This is a genomic window from Sphingomonas sp. FARSPH (genome assembly GCF_003355005.1).
In the GTDB taxonomy this organism is placed as follows: domain Bacteria; phylum Pseudomonadota; class Alphaproteobacteria; order Sphingomonadales; family Sphingomonadaceae; genus Sphingomonas.
In genome coordinates, this window is the sequence record NZ_CP029985.1 from 2,256,830 (window position 1) to 2,279,886 (window position 23,057).

The window sequence follows — 23,057 nt, forward strand, 5'->3', positions numbered from 1 at the left end:
CTAGGCCGCGTCCTCGCGGGGGGCGGCAAGCGCGGCGTTGAGCACATGCAGCCGCTCGTTCAGCGCGCGCACCTCCGCCACGTCGAGCCCGCTGCGCGCTATCATCAGCGGGGCAAGACAGCCCGTCTCCCGCCAGCGCGCTTCGCCGAGGTCGGTGAGGCGGACGCGCACCTGCCGTTCGTCCTTCGGATCGCGTGTCCGCGACACCAGCCCCGCCGCCTCCAGCCGCTTCACCAGCGGCGTGATCGTGCTCGATTCGAGCGACAGCCGTTCGGCGATCTGGCCGATCGTGCGGTCCGGATGCTCGCGCAGCGCCTGCAACACGAGGAATTGCGGGTAGGTGATGCCAAGCCGGTCGAGCACCGGCTTGTACGCACGATTGATCGCGATCGTCGCGGTGTAGAGCGAGAAGCACAGTTGCGCGTCGAGCGGCAATGGGAGTGGGGAGGGAGTGGGTTCGCCGGCCATAGGCACGGCTCTAGCATGTAATGCCTATCGAGATAACTTTTATCTGGACAGTCGTATCGATCTCGCCTAAATAATTTATCGCGATAACGAAATTCACTTCAGGAGCCCAGCCATGTCGATTGACGTCAAATACAGCACCAATGCCACCGCCACCGGTGGCCGCGACGGCCACGCGCGTTCGGAGGACGGCCGCGTCGATGTCCAGCTGTCGACGCCCCGCGAACTGGGCGGTGCGGGCGGCGAGGGCACCAATCCCGAACAGCTGTTCGCGGCGGGCTATTCCGCCTGCTTCATCGGCGCGCTGAAGGTCGCCGGCCAGCAAATGAAGGTGAAGGTGCCCGACGACGTCGCGGTGACGGCCAAGGTCGGCATCGGCCCGCGTGCCGCCGGCGGCTTCGGCATCACCGCCGACCTGACGGTCGACCTGCCGGGGCTGGACCGCGCGCAGGCAGAGCAACTGGTCGACGCCGCGCACCAGATCTGCCCCTATTCGAACGCGACGCGCGGCAACGTCGATGTCGGCCTGACGCTCGCCTGAGCCAGCGTTGAACCACGGGCCGACGGTCCGCTGACGTACCCAAAGCGCCGGCGATCTCCACAAGGGGATCGTCGGCCCCTTGCGTTGGTTGCCCCTTGGCAAGAGAGCCCGAGGAGCATCGATGCCCGCCGATCCGCAGCAATCCACGACCACCCGCCTGTTGGGCGGTGCGCTCGCCGGCGTCGTCGCCGGGCTCGCCGCCTCCGCGGCGATGGACGCGTTCCAGGCGGGTGTCGCGGCGCTCCGTCCTGCGGACGGGTCCGACGGCGATCCCGCAACGGTGAAGGCCGCCGATGCGCTGGCCCAAGCGACCGTGGGACACAAGCTGGCCGCGACGGACAAGCCGCTGGCGGGCCAGGCGGTGCACTATGCGCTCGGGGCGGCGCTTGGCGTCGCTTATGGCATGGCCGCCGCGGTGCGGCCGGGCGTCACCGCGGGCCATGGCGCGGCATTCGGCCTGACCACCGCGACGCTGCTCGACGAGGTGGCGGTACCGGCGGTCGGGCTGGGCACAGCGCCGTGGCAGACGCCGCTGTCGACCCACGCTTACGGCGTCGCGTCGCACCTTGTCTTCGGCACCGTCACCGAACTCGTCCGGCGGCAGGTCGCCTCCGGTCTCGCGCCGCAGAACTGATGCGCGCGGGTTACCGCGCGGACACACGCCAGATCGTGTTGCCGACATCGTCCGCGACCAGCAGGGCGCCGCTCTTGTCGCCGATCACGCCGACGGGTCGGCCCTGCGCCTTGCCGTCCGAGTCGAGGAAGCCCGTCAGCACGTCGACGGGCTTCGCACCGTCGGCGGGAAAGCCGCGCGCGCCGAACGGCACGAACACGACCTTGTAGCCCGACACCGGCTTTCGGTTCCACGATCCATGCTCGCCGATGAACGCGCCGTTGGCGAAGCGGTCGCCCAGCTTCAGCCCGTTCGAAAAGGTCAGCCCGAGCGCGGCGACATGCGGTCCCAGCGCATAGTCGGGCCGTTTCGAATATTGCTGAAGGTCGGGGTTCGCCGGCTGGACGCGCCGGTCCGGATAGCCGCCCCAATAATACCACGGCCATCCGAACTGATCGCCCAGGCTCACCTGCGTCAGATAGTCGGGCGCAAGGTCGCTGCCCAGCATGTCGCGTTCGTTGACGACGGTCCACAATTGCTCGTTCGTCGGGTTGATCGCCATCCCCTGCGGATTGCGCAGGCCCGAGGCGAAGATGCGGAACGTCTTTTCCTTCGGCCAGACCTGCAGGATGTTGGCGCGGAATTTCTCCGCCGCCATACCGTTGTCGGCGATGTTCGACGAAGAGCCTACGCCGGTGTACAGTGTGCGGCCGTCGGGCGCGGCGATCAGCGTGCGCGCCCAGTGGTTGCCGCCGCCGGGAAGCTTGACCACCAGCTCCGGCTTCGCCGCGATCCGCGTCGCGCCGTCGCGATAGGGGACGCGCACGATCGCATCGGTGTTGGCGACGTAGAGCTGGCCTTCGAACAGCACCATGCCCGTCGGCGAATTGAGGCCGGTCATGAAGACGTGGCGCTCCTCCGCGATGCCGTCGCCATTGGCGTCGCGCAGCAAGGTGATGCGGTTCGCCGACGGCGCGCCCGCGCCCGCCTTGCCCATCATCCAGCGCATCACCATGCCCTCGATGCCGCCGCCGTTTCGCGCCGGGCTGTTCGTCTCGGCGACCAGGATGTCGCCGTTGGGCAGCTGATACAGCCAGCGCGGGTGATCGAGCCCCTGCGCGAATGCCTGCACCTTCAGCCCCGGCGCGGGGATCGGCGTCCTGCCGCCCTGCCAGCCGATCGCATCGGCGATCTTGAACGTCGGGATCGTCTGGTCGCGCGGGTCGGTGATCGTCGGGCGCTTGCCGGTCACCTGCGCGAAGGGCACGCGCGCCGTGTCGGGCCAGCCGAGATAGACGACGACGGCGATACCGACGACGAGGACGATCAGCGCGATGCGCAGCAGATGCTTCATGCCGCCACGCTAGGGGAGGGGCGGGGCGGAGACAATGACCGTTCCCGGCCCAAACCGGCCCGGAGGCGGATGCCATGGAACGGGCCCACACCCGTTTGGTTGACCACGGCCAAGCCTGTTCCGTCACCCCGGACTTGATCCGGGATGACGAGAAGGGACCCTATGTCGTCAACAGCGGCGATGTCCGCGCAAAAGCGGGCCTAGAACCGATAACCGATCGTCGCCTGCACCGTGCGCCGGTTGCCGTACCAGCACCAATTGTAATTGGCGAAGCAGCTGGTCAGATAGCGCTTGTCGAACAGGTTGGTCGCGTTGACCGCCAGCGTCATGCCCTTCAGCGACGGCGCCGCCTGCGCCAGGTCGTAGCGGGCGAGGGCGTCGAACACCGTATAGGCGGGCGTGTCGCGCGCGATGCCGTCGATCGGCGAAATGCCGGCATAGATGCGGTCGACGTGGCGCACCGCGCCGCCCAATGTCAGCCCGGCGAGCGGCCCCGTGGTCGGTGCCCAGTCGAGGTTGAGCGACGCGCCGCCACGTCCGACCGTCTCCAGCCGGCGGCCGACGCGGGACGGATCCTCGGCATCCGCGGTCACCCGCACGCTCTGCCGACTGTACGCCGCGCGCACCGCAAAGCCGTGCGGCAACGGCGCGGTGCCTTCGAATTCGACGCCGGTCGATCGCACCTGCCCGGTCTGGCGCGACACGGTGAAATCCGGGGTGGAGGTCAGCACGTTGGTCTGGTCGATGCGGAACCACGCGCCGGTCAACAGGATCGGCGTGCCCGGCACGGTGAATTTCGCGCCCGCCTCGATCTGCTTGCCCAGCGACGGGTCAGCGATCCCCGTGCTGCCGTCGCCGCGACGGACCAGCGCGGTCTGCGGCTCGAAGGACGTCGCATAGCTGACGTATGGGGCAAGGCCGAACGGCAGCGTGTAGAGCGCGCCCGCGCGCCAGGTGAACTTGCGGTCGTCCTTCGCGCCCAGCCCGGCCTGTTCGGCATGCGTCCAGTCGTGCCGGCCGCTCAGCGTGACGCGCAGCGCGCCGACCGCGATCTGGTCCTGCGCATAGACACCCTGCTGCCGCTGGCGGACCGCATAATTGCCCGCGAACGGATCGGGCACCGCGGCCGGCGTCTGCGGCACGGCCATCGTGCCATAGACGGGCGCGTAGACGTCGATCGGCGTCGCGGAGCCGAAGGCGAAGGCTTCGCGGGCATGCGCCACCTGCCGGTCGGTGCCGAACAAGAGAGTGTGCACCGCCGGCCCGGTCCGGACGCTGCCGGTCAGCTGATTGTCGTACGTCCAATTGTCCAGCTGTTCGTCGGTCGCATAGGAGGCGCGGCCGAAGCGGCGCAGGCCTGCGTCGAGCGGCGTGCCCGTCGTGTAGACGAGGCCGAGCCGAGCGGTGACATGCTGGTATCGGCCCGACGACCGCAACGCCCAGCCATCGCCGAAATCGTGACGGAAGATATAGGTCAGCGCCGCCTGCTCGCGCCGGAAGCGATTGCCCGGCTCGCCCGCGTCGAAGCGCGTCGGCAGCCGTCCGTTAGGATTGGCGATCAGCGTGCCGAGCGTCGGGAACACGCCATAGGTCCCGTTGTACGGATCGTGCGACCACGCGCCCAGCAGCGTGAAGCTGGTCGCGCGGCCGGCGCCCGCGGTGACCGCGGCGGACACCGTCTCGCGCTCGCGCTTGCCGAAGCGCTGCTGCGTCGAGGCGCCATTCGCGCTGCCATACAGCCGCCACAGCACGTCGCCGCCCGCCCGGCCGCCGATGTCCGCATCGACGCGGTACAGATCGTAGGTGCCGTACCTGCCGGCGATCGCGCCATACAGCGGCGTATCGATCGGCAGCTTGCTGCTCTGCGCGACGAGGCCGCCGGGGCTCGACTGGCCGTAGAGGACCGATGCCGGGCCCTTCAGTATCTCGACCCGGTCCAGCCGCGAGACGTCGACCTGCGGCACGGCGTATCCCGTCGGACTCTGGAACATCTTCAATCCGTCGAGGAACGCGGGGGCGTCGAAGCCGCGCAACTTGAACTGGTCGTACACCTCCGCGCTCGATCCACGCGTCTCGGGCGTGATGCCGGCGACGAAGCGCAGCGCCTGGTTGAGGTTTTGCAGTCCCAGCTCGGCGATATCCTCGCCCGTCACGACGCTGATCGACTGGGGCGTCTCGGCGATCGGCGTCGCGGATTTGGTGGCGGACGAGGCGCGGTCCGCTTCCTGCTGACCGGTGACGACGATGTCGGACTGGTCGGCGGCACGGCTGCGCTGCATCTGCACGTCATCGTCAGTCGCGACGGGAAGCGCGGTGCCGAGCAGCAGCGCGGTCAGGAAAACGGAGGACATATGGTTGAAACCCTTTCGCCCTGCGCTCTACTAATAATGAGAGTAGGTCGCAATAGCTTTTGCGTGTAATACTCGCCTCTCGAAACACTGCCAATGGACGCGGCGCTCGCCGGTCACGCGGAAAAGGCAATCTGTGGGGTACGACCTTCGCAACGCTACCGCGGTCGTGGGGGAGCGGGGCGGGGCGCGCGCTTCACGCTGCCGACGTGGCGATATGACAGGGGGCCGGGGCTATTCGCCACGCGGGTCGTCGGCGAGGAGCGAGTCGCGACGGCGCGCGGCCCGCGGGCGGCGATTACTGCGCGATCGATGCCGACCTGCTGTCGCGCGAACCCTGACGCCAGGGGTCACGCAAAAAGGCCGCCGACGGTGTCGGCGGCCTTCCTGACCCGCCCGGAGGGGAGCACAGGCGGGAACCGGTTGCGAACCGGGGCGCAGGCCGCCCCGGCGGGCCGTTAGACCCTGAGGTCGTAACGGTCCGCGTTCATCACCTTCGTCCAGGCCTGGACGAAATGCCGCGCGAACATGTCCTTCGCATCGTCGCACGCATAGACTTCGGCGATCGCGCGCAGCTGCGAATTGGAGCCGAACACCAGGTCTGTGCGCGACGCGGTCCACTTCTGTTCGTGCGTGTGGCGGTCGGTGCCGACGAATTCCTCGTCGCTGTCGTCGCTCACCTGCTTCCACGCCGTGCCCATGTCGAGCAGGTTCACGAAGAAGTCGTTGGTCAGCTGCCCCGGCCGGTCGGTGAACACGCCGTGGTTGCCCGCCTTCGGATGGTTGGTGCCGAGTACGCGCAAGCCACCGACCAGCACCGCCATCTCCGGCGCCGACAGGCCGAGCAACTGCGCGCGGTCGATCATCAGCTCTTCGGTCGGCACGTTGTACTTGACCTGCAGATAGTTGCGGAAGGCATCCGCCTTCGGCTCCAGCACATCGAAGCTTTCCGCATCGGTCTGCTCGGCGGAGGCGTCGGTGCGGCCTGGAGTAAAGGGCACCTCGATCGCGTGACCGGCGGCCTTTGCCGCCTGCTCGATCCCCACCGAACCGCCGAGCACGATCAGATCGGCGATCGACACCTTCTTCGCGCCCTTGCCGTCGAAGTCGGCCTTGATGCCTTCGTAGACGCCGAGCACCTTGGCGAGCTGTTCGGGATTGTTGACCTCCCAATCCTTTTGTGGGGCGAGGCGGATGCGACCACCATTGGCGCCGCCGCGATGGTCCGACCCGCGCCATGTCGAGGCCGACGCCCAGGCAGTGGTGACCAGCTCGGCGACCGACAGGCCGGAATTGGCGATCGCCGACTTAAGGTCGGCAATGTCGCCGGCGTCGATCTGCGGATAGTCGGCGACCGGGATCGGGTCCTGCCAGATCAGCTCTTCCTGCGGCACTTCGGGGCCGATCAGGCGGCTCTTCGGCCCCATGTCGCGGTGCGTCAGCTTGTACCAGGCACGCGCCCAGACGTCGGCGAAATACGCGGGGTCGGCGCGGAACTTCTGGCAGATCGCATTGTACGCAGGGTCGACCTTCAGCGCCATATCCGCGGTGGTCATCATCGTCGGCACGCGCTTGCCCGCGGTGTGCGCGGCGGGGGCAAGCGTGTCGTCGGGATCGCCGACCGGGTGCCACTGGTGCGCACCGGCGGGGCTCTTCGTCAGCTCATATTCGTGATCGAAGAGCATGTCGAAATAGCTCATGTCCCACGTCGTCGGCGTCGGCGTCCACGCGCCCTCGATGCCGCTGGTGATCGTATGATCGCCCATGCCGCTCTCGTGCGTCGATGCCCAGCCGAGGCCCTGCGCCGCGATGTCCGCACCCTCCGGTTCGCGACCGACGAGCTTGGGATCGCCCGCGCCATGCGCCTTGCCGAAGGTGTGGCCGCCGGCGGTCAGTGCGACCGTCTCCTCGTCGTTCATCCCCATGCGGGCGAACGTCTCGCGCATGTCGCGCGCCGACCCCTGCGGCATCGGGCAGCCGCCCGGGCCTTCGGGATTGACGTAGATGAGGCCCATCTGGATCGCGGCGAGCGGGTTTTCGAGCGCGCGGCCCTCCTGCTCCTCGATCCGGGTCTGGCCCAGCCATTCCTCCTCGGTGCCCCAATAGACGTCCTTCTCGGGCTCGAACACGTCCTCGCGCCCGCCGGAGAAGCCGAACGTCGGCCCGCCCATCGATTCGATCGCGACGTTGCCGGCCAGGATGAACAGGTCGGCCCAGCTGAGCTTGCGGCCGTACTTCTGCTTGATCGGCCACAGCAGGCGGCGTGCCTTGTCGAGGTTGCCGTTATCCGGCCACGAGTTGAGCGGCGCGAACCGCTGCTGGCCCGCCGACGAGCCGCCGCGGCCGTCGCCGGTGCGATACGTGCCGGCCGAATGCCAGGCCATGCGGATGAAGAAGGGGCCGTAATGCCCGTAATCCGCCGGCCACCACGGCTGGCTGTCGGTCATCAGCGCGGTGAGATCGGCCTTCAGCTGGTCATAGTCGAGCGTCAGGAATTCGGAGCGATAGTCGAAATCGTCGCCCATCGGATTGCCGCTGACGCCCTTCTGATGAAGGATGTCGACCGACAGCGCCTCCGGCCACCAGTCGCGCGAGGTGCGGCCCAAGAGGCTGCGCAGCGCGGCGGGGGTCTTCTTCGGGTCGCTGAGCGGGCTGCCTTCGGTAATCGCGTCCATGTCGCATCTCTCCTCGAACATCGTCGGCGTGCACGTCATCGCGCACGGCCAGCGGCATGGACGAGGTGGTAGCGCAGCCCCAACCATCGCGGAAACGCGGAATCGCGAACGTCATGATCGCTTTTTGCGATCAGCGGGGATGTTCGGCGCCGCGACCCGCCGGATCGCGGCGGTGGTCAGGCGTCCTCGACCTCGCGCGTCACCGGCGGATGCAGGCGCAGGCGGTGGATGCGGCGCTCGTCGGCGTCGAGCACCTCGAGCTTCCAGCCGCTGGGATGATCGACGCAGTCGCCGACGTTCGGGACGTGGCCGGCAAGCACCGCGGCGAGGCCGCCGACGGTGTCGACATCGCTGTCCGCCTCGCCCAGCCGCGCATCGATCGCCGCGGCGACATCCTCCAGCTCGGCGCGGGCGTCGACGTCCCAGGCGCCGCCGTCGATCGGCACGAGCAATTGTTCTGGCGCCTCGTCATGCTCGTCGGCGATGTCGCCGACGATCTCCTCGATCAGATCCTCGATCGTGACGAGACCTTCGGTCCCCGAATATTCGTCGAGCACCACTGCAAGGTGGACGTGGCTCGCGCGCATGTCGGCGAGCAGGTCGAGCGCGCCGCGCGACATGGGCACGTAAAGCGGCTCGCGGATCAGCGGGGCAAGGCTGTCCGGCCGCGGCGCGTCGGTCGCCAGGATGTTGAACACGTCCTTGATGTGGACCATGCCGATGATCGTATCGAGCTCGCCGCGATAGACGGGCAGGCGGCTGTGGCCGGCCTCGGCGAAGATGCGCACCAGATCGGCAAAGCTGGTCTTCTCCTCGACCGCGATGATGTCCGCGCGCGGCACGCCGACGTCGCCCGCGTCGCGCTCGCCGAAGTGCAACAGGTTGCGCACCATCTGGCGCTCGAGCTGGGTCAGGTCGCCCTTGACGTCGGGGGTGGGATCGCCCTCGTGCCGGTCGATCGCTTCTTCCAGCTGCGCGCGGAGCGAATCCTCCACCCGGCCGCCGGACATGAATCCCTTCAGCACCCGCCAGATGCTGCTGTCCTGCTCGCCGCCGTGCGCGGCGCTACTTCGGTCCTCGGCCATCGGTGTTCGTGTCAGTCCTCTTGGATCAGATAGGGGTCGGCGATGCCGAGCGCGGCGAGCGCCTGTCGCTCGATCTCCTCCATGCCCTCCGCCTCGTCGTCCTCGATATGGTCGTAGCCTAGCAGATGCAGGACGCCGTGCACCATCAAATGGGTGGCATGGTCGGCGACGCTGATCCCCCGCTCGGCAGCCTCCGCGACGCAGACGCCATGCGCGAGGACGATGTCGCCCAGCAGAAGTTCCCCATCGTCCGAATTCTGGCTGACCGTGTCGATCAGATCGGGCTGCACCATCGGAAAGGACAGGACGTTGGTCGGTTTGTCCTTGCCGCGATACTGGCGGTTGAGCGCGTGCACTTCGTCGTCCGACGTCAGGCGCACCGAGATCTCGACCGCGGCGGCGGTGTCCAACAGGTCGCCGTGCGGCGTCCGCTCGATCGCCGCGCGCGCCGCGCGGTCGGCGATCGCGTCCCAGTCGGTGCCCTCGGGCCACGGGTCTTCGCGGGTCAGTTCGATCTGGATCATCAGGCAAGGTCCGTGTGGCTGAAATCGTCGCCTTTGTAGAGGAGGCGCGCATCGTTCGTCTTGGCACAGGCGTAAGCGAAGCAATCGCCCATGTTGAGCCCGGCCCGGTGGCGACCCTTGCCATAGCGGGCATAGGCCTCGATGGCACGTCGCGACTCCTCCTCGCCGATCTCCACCAGGCGCAGCCCGGTTGTACGGACGACGCTATCCAGAGCGCTGGTCGCCTTTTCGACGGTTGTTTTGCGCAAGCGGACGATCGCACGCATCGCTTCCCACGCGCCAACCGCGCAATAGCAGCGGTCGTTGTGTTGCTCGATCGCGTCGGCGAATTCGTCTGCCTCCGCTTCTCCCTCCATGATCGCAACAAGGGCCGATGCATCGACGAAGATGGTCAATCGTCGTCCTCGTCGTTTAACGAATCATAGAAAGCCTTGTCCGCTTTCAGGCCCGTCGGTTCGCCCAGCGGATGTTCGTCCCGCCAAAGGCGCAGCCGCTCGCGCAGTGGCAGGAGCACGGTGTCGCGATCAAGTTCGTGTTGCAGGGCAAGCTTGACTGCCGCGGTCTTGGAGATACCCCGACGCCGCGCCAAGCGATCCGCCAGCGCGTTTGCTTCCTCGTCTTTGACGTACAGGGACGACATGGCCGATCCTTCCGTATATCCTGATAGGTAAAAAGGATATACCGCTTCGTCAACCGGTCGGCCCCTCATACGCTTCGACGATCCGGCCGACAATCGGGTGGCGCACGACGTCGGCGGCGGTGAAGCGGCACATCGAAATGCCCTCGACGCCCTCCAGCCGATAAGTCGCATCGGCGAGACCCGAGGATGCGACGCCGCCGGGCAGGTCGGTCTGATTCGGATCGCCGCAGATCACCATGCGGCTGTTCTGGCCGAAGCGGGTGAGGAACATCTTCATCTGCGCGGGCGTCGTGTTCTGCGCCTCGTCGAGGATGACGAAGGCGTCGGCGAGCGTGCGGCCGCGCATGAAGGCGATCGGCGCGATCTCGATCTCGCCCGACGCGATGCGCCGCTCCACCTGCTCGGCGGGCAGGCAGTCGTGGAGCGCGTCGTAGAGCGGGCGCAGATAGGGGTCGACCTTCTCCTTCATGTCGCCGGGCAGGAAGCCGAGCTTCTCGCCCGCCTCCACCGCGGGGCGCGACAGGATCAGCCGCTGGACGGACCCGGTGATGAGCTGCGCCACCGCCTGCGCGACGGCGATATAGGTCTTGCCCGTGCCCGCCGGCCCCAGCGCGAAGATCATGTCGTGGTGGGTCAGCTCGCGCATGTAATGCGCCTGCGCGGGCGTGCGCGGCACGATCGTCTTCTTGCGCGTGCGGATCATCACCGACGGCGCCGCGCCGCGTTCGGCGCTGACGATGCCGTCGAGCGTCGGCTCCGCCGCCATCGCGATCGATGCGTCGACGAGGCCGGTGTCCACCTCCTCGCCGCGCTGGATGCGCTGGTACAGATCGTTCAGCACGTCGCGCGCCAGCGCGACCTGCTCCGCCGTTCCCTCCAGCCCGACGCGATTGCCGCGCGCGGTGATGTAAACGCCCAGCCGGTTTTCCAGCGCGACGAGATTCTGGTCATATTGTCCGAACAACAGGCTGAGCAGCTGGGGCTTGTCGAACAGCACTTCCACCCGGCTGCGTTCACCGGACTGGGCGGGGACAGGCTTGCGGCTCATGCGGTCCTTTCGGTCGTAACAGGGGCCTGGCAACCCGCGGGACTGCGGCGCAACCAGGCGTAGCGACAATGTGGGAGCATCGGCCCCCGCCCGCCAGTCTGGCAGCGCATCTCGCGCGGGGACAGCCCCCGAATCACGCGCGCGTCACGATTGCGATGTCCCGAACATCGCCCTCGTACGTGCGATGCTCTCCCACCGTCGCACTTCGTCCTCGGCGACGCGGCGGCGCAGCGTATCGATGAACGGATGTTCCGGCGCGAAGGGAGGCAGGTCGTATTCCGTCCGTACGTCGGCGGCGACCGTCCAGGCCCTGACGCCGAGCCGCGCCGCGAGCCGCGCGCATTCGAACGGCGCCGCCGTCGGGCCGCCATAGGTCCATTCCGCCTGCACCTGTCCCTGCGCGCTTGCCCGCTCGACATGCATGCCGAGCGCTGCATTGGCGAGCGCGGGCCGCATCGCCCGTCAGCCGAGGTCGTCGGCTGGATATTCGGCAAGCGTCGGCAGGTTGGTTGGTTGGCTCGATGGGTCGCGCCGAAGCTCCGTGCCCATGTCGATCTCGGCGATGAGGTCGAGGCAATCACCCGCGAACCGCTCGAGCGCGATGGCGACGCGCAGCGCGAGATAGCGCGCCTGCGCCTGCGTCGTACGACGCTCTCCCCAGCTTTTCAGCACGTGGTTGACGCTGCCGCTGACGATCCCGCCGATGACGCCGGCCGGGCCGACGATCGTGACGAAATCGCCCAGCGCGGTCACGCCGCCTGCCGCACCCTGACGACGCCCGACAGCGAATTGGGGCCGGCGGCGACGAGTTCGACGTCGACGAGGTCGCCGATCGCGGCATCCGCCATCAGATGCACCGATTGCAGCCATGGCGATTTGCCCAGCATCTGGCCGGGCAGTTTGCCGCGGCGTTCGACCAGCACCTGGCACGTGCGCCCGACGGTGGCGGTGTTGAACGCATGCTGGTCGCGGTTGACGTGCGCTTGCAGCCGCTGGAGGCGATGGTCCATCACCGCCGCCGGAACCGCGTCCGCCATCGTCGCGGCGGGCGTGCCGGGACGCGGGCTGTATTTGAACGAGAACGCCTGGGCGTAGCCGACCGCGTCGATCAGGCTGAGCGTATCGGAAAACTCTGCCTCCGTCTCGCCGGGGAAGCCGACGATGAAGTCGCCCGACAGCGCGATGTCGGGACGCGCGGCGCGGATGTGGTCGATCAGACGCAGGTAGGAGGTGCGGTCGTGGCTGCGGTTCATCGCCTTCAGCACGCGATCGTTGCCCGCCTGCACCGGCAGGTGGAGGAACGGCATCAGGCTTTCGACGTCGCGATGCGCGTCGATCAGTCCCTGCGTCATGTCGTTGGGATGGCTGGTGGTATAGCGGATCCGCGCGAGGCCGGGGATACGATCGAGCGTGCGGATAAGGCTGCCGAGGTCCTGCCCGTCCTCTGCCCAGGCGTTGACGTTCTGGCCCAGCAGCGTGATCTCGCGCGCGCCGGCGTCGACCAGCGCCTTCGCCTCGTCGACGATTGCTGCGAACGGCCGGCTGATCTCCGCACCGCGCGTATAGGGAACGACGCAATAGGTGCAGAATTTGTCGCACCCTTCCTGCACGGTCAGGAAGGCCGACGGGCCGACGCGGCGTCTGGCAGGCAGCGCGCCGAACTTCGACAGCGCGGGCATGTCGGTGTCGAGCGCGGGCGCGCCCGCCGCCGCCTTCGCCACCAGGTCGGGCAGATTGTGATACGCCTGCGGGCCGACGACGACATCCACCTTGGCGCGGCGCACGATCTCCTCGCCTTCCGCCTGCGCGACGCAGCCGGCGACCGCGATCATCGGCGACCGGCCCTGTTCGCCCGCCACCTTGCGCAGGCGGCCGATGTCCGAATAGACCTTTTCGGTCGCCTTCTCGCGGATGTGGCAGGTGTTGAGCACGATGAGGTCGGCGGCATTCGCATCGTCCGTGGCGACGAGCCCGTCCTTCGCCATCAGTTCGGCCATGCGTTCCCCGTCGTAGACGTTCATCTGGCAGCCGAACGACTTGACGTGGAAGGTGCGTGGAGCAGGCTTGGCGGTCGCGGCGTCGACGGATGACGCGGGGCGGGCAGGCGACAGGGTATCGGCGGGGGCATGCATCGCCGCGCGCATAGCGGTTTTGCCTCTGCCTCGCCAGCATTGTGCAACGCGAGCGGCGGCGATGACGATGCGCCGCTTCGGCGCGCGCAGCCGGCCGTCGGGCGGCATCGACCTCCGCTATACGGCAGGCATGCGCCGAGCGAAGGTTCAGGCGGCGGCCGCCTCGGGCTGGAACAGCCACTCTTCCGCCTGGGCGAGATCGGGAAACAGCCGGCCGCGTCCCGCGGCGGCGCGCAGGATCTGCGAGCGGGCGAGCGATGTGCCGACGACGAAGGCGATCCGCCGCGATATCGTGACGGGATAGGTCAACAGGTCGGTGAAGAGCGCGACCGTTTCCTGCGACTGGATATTCATGCCCCGGATATCGACAAGGGTCAGATGCTGGTTGGGCGCGCAGGTAAGTTGCTGGAACGACACGTCGCGCTGGGCCCGAAAGGCCATTATGTCCTGCGGTTCGAAGAAGCCGTTCATGCCGATGCGGACGAGATCGTTCGCGACATCGACGTGGATCGAGAAAGAGGCCTGCATGGTGTTATTATTTAGTGATCGCGCGTTAGCGTTTGGTAAAATCCGACCGGAACGGATTAGTTTTTCGGTGCCGCTTCACCTTTTTTTTACAGTATTGCCAGTGCGATGCGGTCGCGCGCCGTCGCCGCGACCGCCTTGCGTCCGCCGCAGCTCGCCGGGTCGAAAGGCGTGAGACAGCGGAGGGTGGCGTCGAACCGGCCGCGCCGCCGCAGGACGCGTAACGCATGGGACTGTCCGGGTTCGTCGCCGACCCAGGCGAGTTCGGTGGTTGCGTCGCCGTAATCGATCCGGATTGGTTGGACCTGTGTCGCAGGCGGCGGCGGATCGAGCGCGGCGAGCAGCGATGCCTTGAATGGCAGCAGCGTCACCCCGTCGCCCGTCGTGCCTTCCGGAAAGATCGTCACCGCCCAGCCTTCGCCGATCGCCGCGCGCAACCGGGCGATCTGCTCCGCGATGCCCAGCCGATCCTCGCGCGAGACGAAGATCGTGCGGTTGAGCGTACACAGCCAGCCGATCAGCGGCACGCGCGCCAGCTCGCCCTTGGCGACGAAGGCGCTGCCCGTCGCGCCGGCGATGAGCAGGATGTCGATCCAGCTGAGGTGATTGGCGAGGAAGACGACGTCGCGGCGCAGCGGCGTACCGACGACGTGGATACGCGCGCCGACGATGCGCGCGACATTGCCCAGGAACAGTCGCGGCCAGGGCGAGGGCAGGCGGACCAGCCGCCACAAGCCGTGAAGCGCCAGCGCCGCGAGCAGCGCGACGATCAGTGCCGTAAGGCGGGCGGCGAGACGCAAGTTGCCGCCCACGACGCGCCGCTCAGCTCTTGCGGTCGAGGCTGACGCCGTACAATTCCATGCGATGGTCGACGAGGCGGAAGCCCAGCCGCTCGGCGATCGCCTTTTGCAACTGCTCGACCTCGGGATCGACGAATTCGATGACGCGGCCCGTCTCGACATCGATCAGATGGTCGTGATGCGCTTCCGGCGCAGGCTCGTAGCGCGCGCGGCCGTCGCCGAAATCGTGACGGTCGAGGATACCCGCTTCCTCGAACAGGCGCACCGTGCGGTAGACGGTGGCGATCGAGATGCCCGGATCGATCGCCGACGCGCGCTCGTACACCTTCTCGACGTCCGGATGGTCCTCCGCCTCGGACAGGACGCGCGCGATGACGCGGCGCTGTTCGGTGATACGCAGGCCCTTCTGGGCGCAAAGGGCTTCGAGGTCGATCTTGCGAGGCATGCGCCCATCCCTACCGCGATGCTCTTGTTGCGAAAAGCGAAACCGACTCGCAACAGCGTCTCCCTCTCCCAAATGCGGGAGGGGGAGCAAGGGGTGTAACAGTCCGTTTGTGGGGCGAGTTATTTGCCCGCCGTCTTGCGGGGCACGACTGCCAGCGTCCAGTCCCTCGACGGGACGAGGTATTTCGCGGCGGTCTGTTGCAGCGAGGCGGGCGTCACGGCGCCGAAATCGCGGCCGATGTGCTGCGTCGCCTCCAGCCGCGTCGGGTCGAAGGCGCTCCCCGACAGCTCGCGCATCCAGAACAGGCTGCTCGTCGCGGCGCGCTGATACAGCTGTTGCAGCGGCCCCTTTACGCGCGCCAGCTCGTCGTCGCTGACCGGATTCGCGGCGAGGTCGGCGGCGATCTCGCGCGACAGGCGGAAGAACAGCGGCACGTTGGCCGGCGCGACCTGGCTCATCGCCATCAGGCGCCCGCCGCCCGGTAGCCCCTTGGGCCATGTGCTCGCCACGCCGGGGCTGTAGCTGGCACCCGCCGCCTGGCGCATCTTTTCGAACAACCGGTCGCTGAACACCTGCGCCAGCACCTCCAGCTGCCGCGATGTGCCGCTGTCCGCCATGCCGGCGCCGGTCGGCCACGCGATCACCGCCGCCGCCTGCGTTTCCGGCCCATCGTGTAGGCGCACGATCGGCGTCGCGACGTGCGCGGGGAAGCGGACGGGCGGCGGCGGCGGCGTGGCGGCGCTGCGCGGCGGCAGCGCGCCGAAGCTCTTCGCCACCGCGGCGATCGCGGCATCGGCGTCGACCTGGCCGAAGACGTCGACCTCGATCGGGCCGCTGGCGAGCATCGGCGCCCAGAACGCCTTGAACGCGGCCGGGGTCAACGCGTCGATCGCCTTGGCATCGGGGGTGCGCCAGCGCGGGTCGCCGTCGTGGAGCAGCCCCTCGAGATCGCGCGACAGCACGCCGTCGGCAGACGACTGATAACCGGGAATCGCGGTCAGCGCCGCTTCCTTGGCACGCAGCACGGGCGCGGCGTCCCAGCGCGGCGCGGCGAGCTTGGCGGCGATCAGCGTCAGCTCGTCGGCATAATCCTTCGGGCTCGACAGCGCGGCGATCGAGAAAGCGTCGTCGTCGATGTCGAAATCGAGGCCGAGCTGGCGCCCCGCGGTCAGCTGGTCCAGGTCGTTCTGGCCGAGATTGCCGATCCCGCTTTCCATCAGCGCAAGGTCCCCCGACCAGCCAAGCGACTGGCGATCCGCAGGCAGCGCGTTGTAGCCGCGCCCGAAGCGCACGCGCACGAAGACGCGCCCCGTATCGTCGGGGTTGGGGAAGAGCAGCAGGCGCACGCCGTTGGCGAAGCTGACCGTTTCCAGCGGCAGGCCCTGCGCCTGCTGGCGGGAGACGACCTTGCCCGGCGCACCGAGCGCGGGCAGCTTCGCGAAGTCGACCGACCCCTGCGCCGCGCGTTTCACGGTCAGCTGCGACACGTCGGCCTTGAGCGCGGCAGCGAGCTTTTCCGCCGTGCCTTTTTCCGCGGTACGCGTGTTGACCAGCGCGCGCGTCGCGACGCCGGTGAAGATCTTCTTCGTGGACGCAAGCACGGCGGCGGGGTTGAACATCCCGGCCTTTTTCGCATCGGCCAGGATGTCATACTGGTTCTGCGGCGCGGTCACGGTTTCGCGGATGTCGAGCGCGCCGGCCATGTCGTCCGCCTGTTTCGCGCTCGCCTCGACGCGCGCCGTCTCCACCGCATTGCGGATCGCGACCTCGTAATCGGCATATTCGCGGTCGATCTCGGCCTGCGTCGGCGGGGTCTTTTCCGCATCGGCGATCTCCGCGCGCACATCCTTCAGCGCCTGTTCCCATTTGTCGCCGACGGGCAGGATCAGGACGGTCGTCATGTTCGCCGATCGCGACCGGTCGTCGAGGTCGACGTTCGCCTGCACGAAACTGGCGCCGGCACGCGCGCGGCGCTCCAGTCGGCGGCTCAGCACCTTGGCGGCGATCGTGTCGACCATCCGGTTCTGGTTGAACGCCTTGGTGTCGTTGTTGAAGTGCCACGGGCGCACGACGCCCATCATGACGAGCGGCGGCAGGCCCGGTTCGACCAGGGTCGCGCTGGTCGGCTGCTTCGGATCGGGCTGGCCGAAATCGGGGTCGGCGGGGGCAGGGCCATTGCCCTTCCAGTCGGCGAAATGCTTGACGACGAGCTGGCCGAGCGTTGCGGCATCGACGTCGCCGGAGATGATGACGACGGCGCGTTCGGGCCGGTACCAGCGGTCGTGAAACGCCTTGATGCTCGCGCCGGTCGCCGCCTCCAGCGTCTTCAGCGTGCCAATCGGCGATCGGTCGGCGAGCGGTTGGCCGGCGAAGAACAGCGCGTTCATCGCATCGGCGAGGCGCACCTGCGGCCCCGGCTGTTCGCGCCGCTCGGCGAGGACGATCGGGCGCTCGGCGGCGACCGCGGCGTCGGTCAGCGTCGGCTTTTCCATCATGCCCGACAGGATCTTCAGGCTCTCGTCCAGCGTCTGCGGCGTCGCGGCGGGAAGATCGAGCTTGTAGAGCGTCTGCGTCGGCGTCGTCGAAGCGTTTGAATCGGAGCCGAAGGTCGCGCCGAACCTTTGCCACACACGCTTCGCCTCGCCGTCGGGAACGTATTCCGACCCGCGGAATGACAGATGCTCGATGAAATGGGCATAGCCGCGCTGGCTGTCCGACTCGTTGAGCGAGCCTGCGTCGATGCGCACGCGGATCGACACCTGCCCCGGCGGGACGCCGTTCTTGCGCACCGCGTAGCGCAGGCCGTTGGGCAGCGTGCCGAAGCTCCACGCCGGGTCGGGCGGCAGGTCGCTGCCCTTGTACAGCCACGCGCCGGTGTCGACCTTTACGGCCGGCGTCGCGGCCGGGCCGGTCTGGCCGGCAAGCGGGTTGGCGAGAGCGAGAAGCAGTACGGGCGCGAGCGCGCGGGAGAGGAACGCCATGGCTGAGGCTTGTAGCGTGCGCCGCTCCGCTTCGCCAGCCGCGCGCCCGTATCGCCGGGCGACCGCGAAGACACCGCGCGAAAGCCATGTTTTCGCCCCGGTCGCGCGATAGTCCCCGTCGTCATTGGGGTTAGCGCGACGCGATGCGCGACCCGGGGCCGGGCAGCGGAAAACCGCACCGGACAGGGACGAGCCGGACAGGGACGAGATGGTGCAAGGATGACGGCCGGCGCAAGCGACATCGGCATGCCCGAACACGACGGGGCATTGCGGCAGAAATTCGGCAGCGAGACGTGCGCCCGCCGACATCGTCCTGACATGCCGATTTTTGGCGGGACGCCGGCGGATCGGCCCCGTCCCGTGTCCGCCGGCGGCTGGCTGCGGGCGGTTATCGACCGGACGATCGCCGCCTCGTCCCTGGTTTCGACCGCGCCGGTGCTCGACATGCGCACCTTCGGCTGGACCGCGCTGCTGCGCGACCGCTGGCGGGCGATCCGCGACGAGGCGATGCGGATCGTCCCGCCTGCGCAGGGCGCGGTGCGGTCGGTCGCCTTGTGGGAACATGGCGATCGCGTCGTCGAGACGCTGGTGCGCTGTCCCGTCACCGCCGCCGCCATCGCGGCAATCCCCGGACTGGACGGCGCCTGTTTCGCGATCCTCGCGCCCGGCGCGCACGTCCCGGCGCGGCGCGGCGTCAGCAAGGCGTTGGTGACCTGCCACCTGGGGCTGGTCGTGCCGCGCGACGGCGATGTGCGGATGCGGGTCGGCGACCGCTATTTGCGGTGGGCGGAGGGGGAGACGCTGGTGTTCGACGACAGCTGCGCCCACGAAAGCTGGAACGACGCGGCGGCGATGCGGATGGTGCTGGAGGTCCGCTTCCGGAGACCGCTTCGCCAGCCGGGCCGCTGGCTCGCGGACGCGGTGCTGAAGGCGGCGCGGCGGGGTTAAGGATCTTCAGTCCCCCTCCCGCAGGCGGGAGGGGTTAGGGGTGGGCCGGTCCGGGCGATACGGATGGGTCCGTTCTGCAGGCACCGTATCGTCAGGACGGCCCACCCCCGACCCCTCCCGCAGGCGGGAGGGGAGGAAGATGGTCGCGACTCGCGTTACGAGCCCCACCATCGTTGCCCCCAGGAAACAAAGCCTTTCCGCCGCGCCGCTTGATCCGCCGCGCGCGCCGCGCCACATGACGGCGATGCTGATCGAAACCGAAGCCACGCCCAACCCGGCGACGCTCAAGTTCCTGCCCGGCCGCACCGTCATGGATGCCGGCACGCGCGACTTTGCCACCCCCGAGGAAGCGGAGGCGAGTCCGCTGGCCGAGGCGCTGTTCGCGCTCGGCGACGTCACGGGGGTGTTCTTCGGCCGCGACTTCGTGTCGGTGACCGCCGCGCCGGGCGTCGACTGGATCGGATTGAAGCCCGACGTGCTCGCCATCCTGCTCGATCATTTCTCCGCCAACATGCCGCTGTTCCGCGAGGCGCGCGCCGGGTTCAGCGTGCCGCCCGCGCAGGAGGATGTCGTCGACGATCCCGCCGACGCCGACATCGTCGCGCAGATCCGCGAACTGATCGACACGCGCGTGCGTCCGGCCGTCGCCAACGACGGCGGTGACATCGTCTATCGCGGGTTCGACAAGGGCAAGGTCTATCTGCGCATGCAGGGCGCCTGCGCCGGCTGCCCCTCGTCGAGCGCGACGCTGAAGAGCGGCATCGAGCAACTGCTGAAATATTATGTCCCCGAAGTCACCGAAGTGAGGGCGGTCTGATGTCCGAACCGCTGTCCGACGCCGCGCTCGACACGATCTTTCGCAACGCACGCAGCTACAACGCCTATCGCGACACGCCGGTCGACGAAGCGACGCTGCGCCAGATCTGGGACCTGATGAAATGGGGTCCGACGTCCGCCAACCAGCTGCCCGCGCGGCTAGTCTGGTGCGTCAGCGCGGAGGCGAAGGCGAAGCTCGCCGACTGCGCCGCCGACGGCAACAAGGACAAGATCCTGAAGGCGCCCGTCACCGCGATCGTCGCGATGGACGTCGAATTCCACGAACATCTGCCGACGTTGTTTCCGCACGCCGACGCCAAGTCGTGGTTCGACGGCAATCTGCCGCTGCGCGAAGCTTCCGCCTTCCGCAATTCGTCGTTGCAGGGCGCCTATTTCATCATCGCGGCGCGCGCGCTCGGCCTGGACACGGGGCCGATGTCGGGCTTCGACCAGGGCGCGGTCGACAAGGCGTTCTTCGCCGACCAGCCGGGCGTGCGTACCAACTTCATCGCGACGCTGGGCTATGGCGATCCGGCGAGCCTGTATCCCCGCTCGCCGCGCCCGGAATTCGAGCTTTTCAATCGCATCGTCTGACGGTGCGGGGACTTGTCGGCACGGCGCGGCTGCGACAAAGCGGCCAGCAATGACCGCCGCCCGCACGCTCGTGATCGACACCGCCACCGCCGCCTGCTCGGTCGCGCTGATCGACTCCGCCGGCGGTCCGGGCGGCGAGGCGCATGAGGTTGTCGGCCGCGGCCATGCCGAACGCCTGTTGCCGATGATCGCCGCGCTGCCCGGCGGCGGCCGGGCCGCGCATATCCTGGTCGACGTCGGCCCGGGCAGCTTCACCGGCATCCGCGTCGGCATCGCCGCCGCGCGCGCGCTGGCGCTGGGCTGGGGGGCGAGCGTTGCCGGCTATTCGTCGCTCGCGCTGATCGCGATGGACCAGTTCATGAGCGCGCAGCATCGCGGCCCGTTTGCGGTCGCGATCGAGGGGGGGCATGGCGAGGTGTTCGTGCAACGCTTCGCCGGCGCCCCCGATTTCGGCGCGACGGATGCCTTCGTGTCGCTGAAGCCGGCGGATGCGATCGCGCGGATCGGCGATCTGCCCGTGGTCGGCAACGGCGTCGCGCGACTTGCGGGCCTGCCACCGGTGCAGGTCGGGCCGGCGCTGCTGCCGAGGGCGGCGCTCGCGCTCGCCCTGCCGGAGGCGTATCGCGCGCTGCCGGCGAAACCGCTCTACGGCCGCGCGCCGGACGCCAAGCTGCCCGGCGGCCTCACCCCGCCGATACCCGTGATCTGATGGCGACGCGCGCGATCTCGCTCAGGACCGGCGATGCGCGCGACGTCGCGGTGGTGGATGCGCTGATGGCGGCGGCGTTCGACCCGCGTTTCGGCGAGGCGTGGACGCGCAGCCAGTGCCTGGGCGTGATGGCGATGCCGGGCGTCAGGCTGACGATCGCGCAGGTCGACGACCTCCCCGCCGGCTTCGCGATGGTGCGCAGCGTCGCGGACGAGGCGGAATTGCTGCTGCTCGCGGTCGCGCCGCCCTATCGCCGGCGCGGCGTCGCGGGGGCCTTGCTGCGCGCGGTGATCGCAGAGGCGCAGGGCGCGGGCATAGCCACGCTGCATCTTGAGGTGCGCGCGGGCAACGACGCGGTGCGCCTGTACGAGACGCACGGCTTCGCCAAGGTCGGCGAACGTCGCGGCTATTACCGCGGCCGGACGGGTGAAAGCTTCGACGCGCACACGTACCGCCGCGCGATCTGACGCCGCCCGGCGTCGCGGTTCACCCCGCGATGCGCGCGGTCGCCACCGCATTCTGGAACAGGGCGTCGAGCGCGGTGTAGATGTCCTGGTCCGATGTGACCTTGGTGTACAGCCCCGGCGACGCGCACGACTTCAACGCGGGCTCGACCTGATACAGATAGGGCGCAACGTTCGCTTGCGACCATCCGTCATTGGCGAGCGATTGCGGCAGATACTCGGTGTACAGCACCGCGATGCGGATGCCGCGTGCCTTGATCATATCGCATTTGGTCGTGTCGAAGCCGATTTCCGGCCGCCCGCCCGGACGCTGTTCGTCACGCATGCCGTCGGTGATGACGAACATCGTCGCCTGCGGCGGCGCGCCGTTGATGCCCGTGCCGGGATCGCTCGCGATCAGCGCATTCATCCGCTGAAACGCATCGCTGCTGCCCGTATCCTGGTCGTTCCAGCCGACATCGGTGGTGCTGCACGCCTGCGTCGGGCAGCCGTTCGACCAATACAAAGACGGCGTCAGATTGGTCGTGACGGTCGATGCCCCCTGCAGCCCGCGGGAGTCGTTGATGTCGTACAGGCTTTGGAACCCGCCGGCGCCATGGAAGCTGGCGATGCCCATCTTGTAGGTTGCGCCATTCTTGCTGGAGGTGCTGGCCGCGTCGGAGACGAGCTTCGACACCGCCGTGCCCTCTTCGTCGATCCTGAGGGTCAGCCCATAGGATTTGGCGACCCCGTACAGATCGGCCTGATTGCCGTTGGCGTCCGTCCCCTTCAGGTCGTTCACCGAATGACAGGCGAACTGGCATTGTCGCCCGTTGCTCGCCGCGACCTTCGCGAGGCCGGCGGTCGTCGTCGGCAACGCCATCGAGCCGGACACGTCGAGCAGCATGTAGAAATTGATGTTGGGCGCGGTGGCGTTCGTCGTCTGCGACGTCCCGCCGATGTTGAGCACGCCCATGCCGAGCAGGCGCGAGAACAGATTGTGCGAGGTCGCGGTATAGGTGACCGTCGCTGTCCGCCGGCCGTTCGCATCCGTCGGCGCGACCGCGGTGAGCGAGGTGATCTGGATCTGGTTTCCAGCGACCACCGCGGCGGCCTGCGTGTTGAACATCGTGATCGCAAAGCCGGCCGCCGTGCTGTCGGGGGCGGCCATGACGGGCTTGCTGACCGCCGTCAGCGCAGCGGCGTCCGCGATCGCGTTGAGCTTGGTCTGCGCCTTCATCGCGCGGGCATAGTCGATGCCCATGCCGACCGCGAACGACAGCGGCAGGAGCGCGAAGGCGAAGATCATGAAGGCCGCGCCGCGCCGGTCGGCGCGCAGGCGGGCGACGAATGAAGCCAGGCGCGTCATGA

Annotated in this window: 24 protein-coding genes; 7 read left to right on the top strand and 17 right to left on the bottom strand. The window is 68.3% G+C overall.

Annotation, left to right across the window (positions count from 1 at the left end):
• Positions 1–468, bottom strand: coding sequence for a MarR family winged helix-turn-helix transcriptional regulator (locus tag DM480_RS10760; RefSeq protein WP_115378927.1), 468 nt, complete (start codon positions 466–468; stop codon positions 1–3).
• Between the two features lie 112 nt (positions 469–580).
• Here DM480_RS10760 and DM480_RS10765 point away from each other — a divergent pair, with 112 nt between their 5' ends.
• Together DM480_RS10765 and DM480_RS10770 are read left to right on the top strand one after the other, a co-directional pair.
• Positions 581–1,006: an organic hydroperoxide resistance protein gene (locus tag DM480_RS10765; protein WP_115378929.1), complete on the top strand. Its 426-nt coding sequence runs from the start codon at positions 581–583 to the stop codon at positions 1,004–1,006.
• Positions 1,007–1,127: 121 nt separating this feature from the next.
• Entirely contained in the window at positions 1,128–1,640 is a 513-nt protein-coding gene (locus tag DM480_RS10770; protein WP_115378931.1) for a DUF1440 domain-containing protein, read from the top strand.
• 10 nt (positions 1,641–1,650) lie between these two features.
• Here DM480_RS10770 and DM480_RS10775 read toward each other — a convergent pair whose 3' ends face one another.
• From DM480_RS10775 to DM480_RS10845, 15 genes are all read right to left on the bottom strand, one after another.
• Entirely contained in the window at positions 1,651–2,973 is a 1,323-nt protein-coding gene (locus DM480_RS10775) for a PQQ-dependent sugar dehydrogenase (RefSeq protein WP_115378933.1), read from the bottom strand.
• Positions 2,974–3,173: 200 nt separating this feature from the next.
• Complete coding sequence (locus tag DM480_RS10780; protein ID WP_115378935.1) at positions 3,174–5,324, bottom strand: TonB-dependent siderophore receptor; 2,151 nt, start codon at positions 5,322–5,324, stop codon at positions 3,174–3,176.
• Positions 5,325–5,779: 455 nt separating this feature from the next.
• Positions 5,780–7,996: a catalase/peroxidase HPI gene (gene katG, locus DM480_RS10785; RefSeq protein WP_115381177.1), complete on the bottom strand. Its 2,217-nt coding sequence runs from the start codon at positions 7,994–7,996 to the stop codon at positions 5,780–5,782.
• A 176-nt stretch (positions 7,997–8,172) separates the two neighbouring features.
• Positions 8,173–9,081, bottom strand: coding sequence for a hemolysin family protein (locus tag DM480_RS10790; protein ID WP_115378937.1), 909 nt, complete (start codon positions 9,079–9,081; stop codon positions 8,173–8,175).
• 11 nt (positions 9,082–9,092) lie between these two features.
• A complete protein-coding gene (gene ybeY / locus DM480_RS10795) occupies positions 9,093–9,605 on the bottom strand; it encodes an rRNA maturation RNase YbeY (protein ID WP_115378939.1) in 513 nt (170 codons plus the stop codon).
• Positions 9,605–10,000: a type II toxin-antitoxin system VapC family toxin gene (locus DM480_RS10800; RefSeq protein ID WP_115378941.1), complete on the bottom strand. Its 396-nt coding sequence runs from the start codon at positions 9,998–10,000 to the stop codon at positions 9,605–9,607. Before DM480_RS10800 ends, ybeY begins: the two co-directional genes overlap by 1 nt.
• Positions 9,997–10,245, bottom strand: a complete 249-nt coding sequence (locus tag DM480_RS10805; RefSeq protein ID WP_115378942.1) for a type II toxin-antitoxin system VapB family antitoxin — start codon at positions 10,243–10,245, stop codon at positions 9,997–9,999. The genes DM480_RS10800 and DM480_RS10805 overlap by 4 nt, the downstream gene beginning before the upstream one ends.
• A 49-nt stretch (positions 10,246–10,294) precedes the next feature.
• Positions 10,295–11,293, bottom strand: a complete 999-nt coding sequence (locus DM480_RS10810; RefSeq protein WP_115378944.1) for a PhoH family protein — start codon at positions 11,291–11,293, stop codon at positions 10,295–10,297.
• A 144-nt stretch (positions 11,294–11,437) separates the two neighbouring features.
• Positions 11,438–11,749, bottom strand: a complete 312-nt coding sequence (locus DM480_RS10815) for a hypothetical protein (protein ID WP_115378946.1) — start codon at positions 11,747–11,749, stop codon at positions 11,438–11,440.
• 6 nt (positions 11,750–11,755) lie between these two features.
• Positions 11,756–12,046: a hypothetical protein gene (locus tag DM480_RS10820; protein ID WP_115378948.1), complete on the bottom strand. Its 291-nt coding sequence runs from the start codon at positions 12,044–12,046 to the stop codon at positions 11,756–11,758.
• Complete coding sequence (miaB, locus tag DM480_RS10825; protein WP_232834203.1) at positions 12,043–13,314, bottom strand: tRNA (N6-isopentenyl adenosine(37)-C2)-methylthiotransferase MiaB; 1,272 nt, start codon at positions 13,312–13,314, stop codon at positions 12,043–12,045. The genes DM480_RS10820 and miaB overlap by 4 nt, the downstream gene beginning before the upstream one ends.
• A 258-nt stretch (positions 13,315–13,572) precedes the next feature.
• The gene (locus DM480_RS10830) at positions 13,573–13,953 is read right to left on the bottom strand and encodes a hypothetical protein (RefSeq protein ID WP_115378950.1); all 381 of its coding nucleotides are present in this window, start codon (positions 13,951–13,953) and stop codon (positions 13,573–13,575) included.
• A gap of 86 nt (positions 13,954–14,039) precedes the next feature.
• The gene (locus tag DM480_RS10835; RefSeq protein WP_115378952.1) at positions 14,040–14,762 is read right to left on the bottom strand and encodes a lysophospholipid acyltransferase family protein; all 723 of its coding nucleotides are present in this window, start codon (positions 14,760–14,762) and stop codon (positions 14,040–14,042) included.
• A gap of 10 nt (positions 14,763–14,772) precedes the next feature.
• Positions 14,773–15,195 (bottom strand): Fur family transcriptional regulator, encoded by a 423-nt coding sequence (locus tag DM480_RS10840; RefSeq protein WP_115378954.1) that lies wholly within the window; start codon positions 15,193–15,195, stop codon positions 14,773–14,775.
• A 119-nt stretch (positions 15,196–15,314) separates the two neighbouring features.
• The gene (locus tag DM480_RS10845) at positions 15,315–18,176 is read right to left on the bottom strand and encodes a M16 family metallopeptidase (RefSeq protein WP_115378956.1); all 2,862 of its coding nucleotides are present in this window, start codon (positions 18,174–18,176) and stop codon (positions 15,315–15,317) included.
• A gap of 219 nt (positions 18,177–18,395) precedes the next feature.
• On the opposite strand from DM480_RS10845, the gene DM480_RS10850 reads away from it, so the two are divergent.
• The 5 genes from DM480_RS10850 to DM480_RS10870 all read left to right on the top strand — a co-directional run bounded on the left by DM480_RS10850 (position 18,396) and on the right by DM480_RS10870 (position 21,710).
• Positions 18,396–19,124, top strand: a complete 729-nt coding sequence (locus DM480_RS10850) for an aspartyl/asparaginyl beta-hydroxylase domain-containing protein (protein ID WP_232833964.1) — start codon at positions 18,396–18,398, stop codon at positions 19,122–19,124.
• 244 nt (positions 19,125–19,368) lie between these two features.
• Entirely contained in the window at positions 19,369–19,941 is a 573-nt protein-coding gene (locus DM480_RS10855) for a NifU family protein (RefSeq protein ID WP_115381184.1), read from the top strand.
• The gene (locus DM480_RS10860) at positions 19,941–20,534 is read left to right on the top strand and encodes a malonic semialdehyde reductase (RefSeq protein WP_115378958.1); all 594 of its coding nucleotides are present in this window, start codon (positions 19,941–19,943) and stop codon (positions 20,532–20,534) included. The genes DM480_RS10855 and DM480_RS10860 overlap by 1 nt, the downstream gene beginning before the upstream one ends.
• 49 nt (positions 20,535–20,583) lie before the next feature.
• Positions 20,584–21,243, top strand: coding sequence for a tRNA (adenosine(37)-N6)-threonylcarbamoyltransferase complex dimerization subunit type 1 TsaB (gene tsaB / locus DM480_RS10865; protein ID WP_115378960.1), 660 nt, complete (start codon positions 20,584–20,586; stop codon positions 21,241–21,243).
• Positions 21,243–21,710: a GNAT family N-acetyltransferase gene (locus DM480_RS10870; protein ID WP_115378962.1), complete on the top strand. Its 468-nt coding sequence runs from the start codon at positions 21,243–21,245 to the stop codon at positions 21,708–21,710. The genes tsaB and DM480_RS10870 overlap by 1 nt, the downstream gene beginning before the upstream one ends.
• Before the next feature lie 19 nt (positions 21,711–21,729).
• Here the strand turns inward: DM480_RS10870 and DM480_RS10875 are convergent, their stop codons facing one another.
• Entirely contained in the window at positions 21,730–23,055 is a 1,326-nt protein-coding gene (locus tag DM480_RS10875) for a TadE/TadG family type IV pilus assembly protein (protein ID WP_232833965.1), read from the bottom strand.
• Between the last annotated feature and the right edge of the window lie 2 nt (positions 23,056–23,057).

Excerpts from the sequence above, each read along its gene's own strand:
- ybeY (WP_115378939.1), bottom strand. The coding sequence starts at position 9,605 with ATGATCCAGATCGAACTGACCCGCGAAGACCCGTGGCCCGAGGGCACC.
- DM480_RS10770 (WP_115378931.1), top strand. The coding sequence starts at position 1,128 with ATGCCCGCCGATCCGCAGCAATCCACGACCACCCGCCTGTTGGGCGGT.
- DM480_RS10855 (WP_115381184.1), top strand. The coding sequence starts at position 19,369 with ATGCTGATCGAAACCGAAGCCACGCCCAACCCGGCGACGCTCAAGTTC.
- DM480_RS10780 (WP_115378935.1), bottom strand. The coding sequence starts at position 5,324 with ATGTCCTCCGTTTTCCTGACCGCGCTGCTGCTCGGCACCGCGCTTCCC.
- DM480_RS10805 (WP_115378942.1), bottom strand. The coding sequence starts at position 10,245 with ATGTCGTCCCTGTACGTCAAAGACGAGGAAGCAAACGCGCTGGCGGAT.
- DM480_RS10840 (WP_115378954.1), bottom strand. The coding sequence starts at position 15,195 with ATGCCTCGCAAGATCGACCTCGAAGCCCTTTGCGCCCAGAAGGGCCTG.
- DM480_RS10830 (WP_115378950.1), bottom strand. The coding sequence starts at position 13,953 with ATGCAGGCCTCTTTCTCGATCCACGTCGATGTCGCGAACGATCTCGTC.
- katG (WP_115381177.1), bottom strand. The coding sequence starts at position 7,996 with ATGGACGCGATTACCGAAGGCAGCCCGCTCAGCGACCCGAAGAAGACC.
- DM480_RS10810 (WP_115378944.1), bottom strand. The coding sequence starts at position 11,293 with ATGAGCCGCAAGCCTGTCCCCGCCCAGTCCGGTGAACGCAGCCGGGTG.
- DM480_RS10760 (WP_115378927.1), bottom strand. The coding sequence starts at position 468 with ATGGCCGGCGAACCCACTCCCTCCCCACTCCCATTGCCGCTCGACGCG.
- DM480_RS10845 (WP_115378956.1), bottom strand. The coding sequence starts at position 18,176 with ATGGCGTTCCTCTCCCGCGCGCTCGCGCCCGTACTGCTTCTCGCTCTC.
- DM480_RS10860 (WP_115378958.1), top strand. The coding sequence starts at position 19,941 with ATGTCCGAACCGCTGTCCGACGCCGCGCTCGACACGATCTTTCGCAAC.
- miaB (WP_232834203.1), bottom strand. The coding sequence starts at position 13,314 with ATGAACGTCTACGACGGGGAACGCATGGCCGAACTGATGGCGAAGGAC.
- DM480_RS10815 (WP_115378946.1), bottom strand. The coding sequence starts at position 11,749 with ATGCGGCCCGCGCTCGCCAATGCAGCGCTCGGCATGCATGTCGAGCGG.
- DM480_RS10850 (WP_232833964.1), top strand. The coding sequence starts at position 18,396 with ATGACGGCCGGCGCAAGCGACATCGGCATGCCCGAACACGACGGGGCA.
- DM480_RS10765 (WP_115378929.1), top strand. The coding sequence starts at position 581 with ATGTCGATTGACGTCAAATACAGCACCAATGCCACCGCCACCGGTGGC.
- tsaB (WP_115378960.1), top strand. The coding sequence starts at position 20,584 with ATGACCGCCGCCCGCACGCTCGTGATCGACACCGCCACCGCCGCCTGC.
- DM480_RS10790 (WP_115378937.1), bottom strand. The coding sequence starts at position 9,081 with ATGGCCGAGGACCGAAGTAGCGCCGCGCACGGCGGCGAGCAGGACAGC.
- DM480_RS10870 (WP_115378962.1), top strand. The coding sequence starts at position 21,243 with ATGGCGACGCGCGCGATCTCGCTCAGGACCGGCGATGCGCGCGACGTC.
- DM480_RS10875 (WP_232833965.1), bottom strand. The coding sequence starts at position 23,055 with ATGACGCGCCTGGCTTCATTCGTCGCCCGCCTGCGCGCCGACCGGCGC.
- DM480_RS10775 (WP_115378933.1), bottom strand. The coding sequence starts at position 2,973 with ATGAAGCATCTGCTGCGCATCGCGCTGATCGTCCTCGTCGTCGGTATC.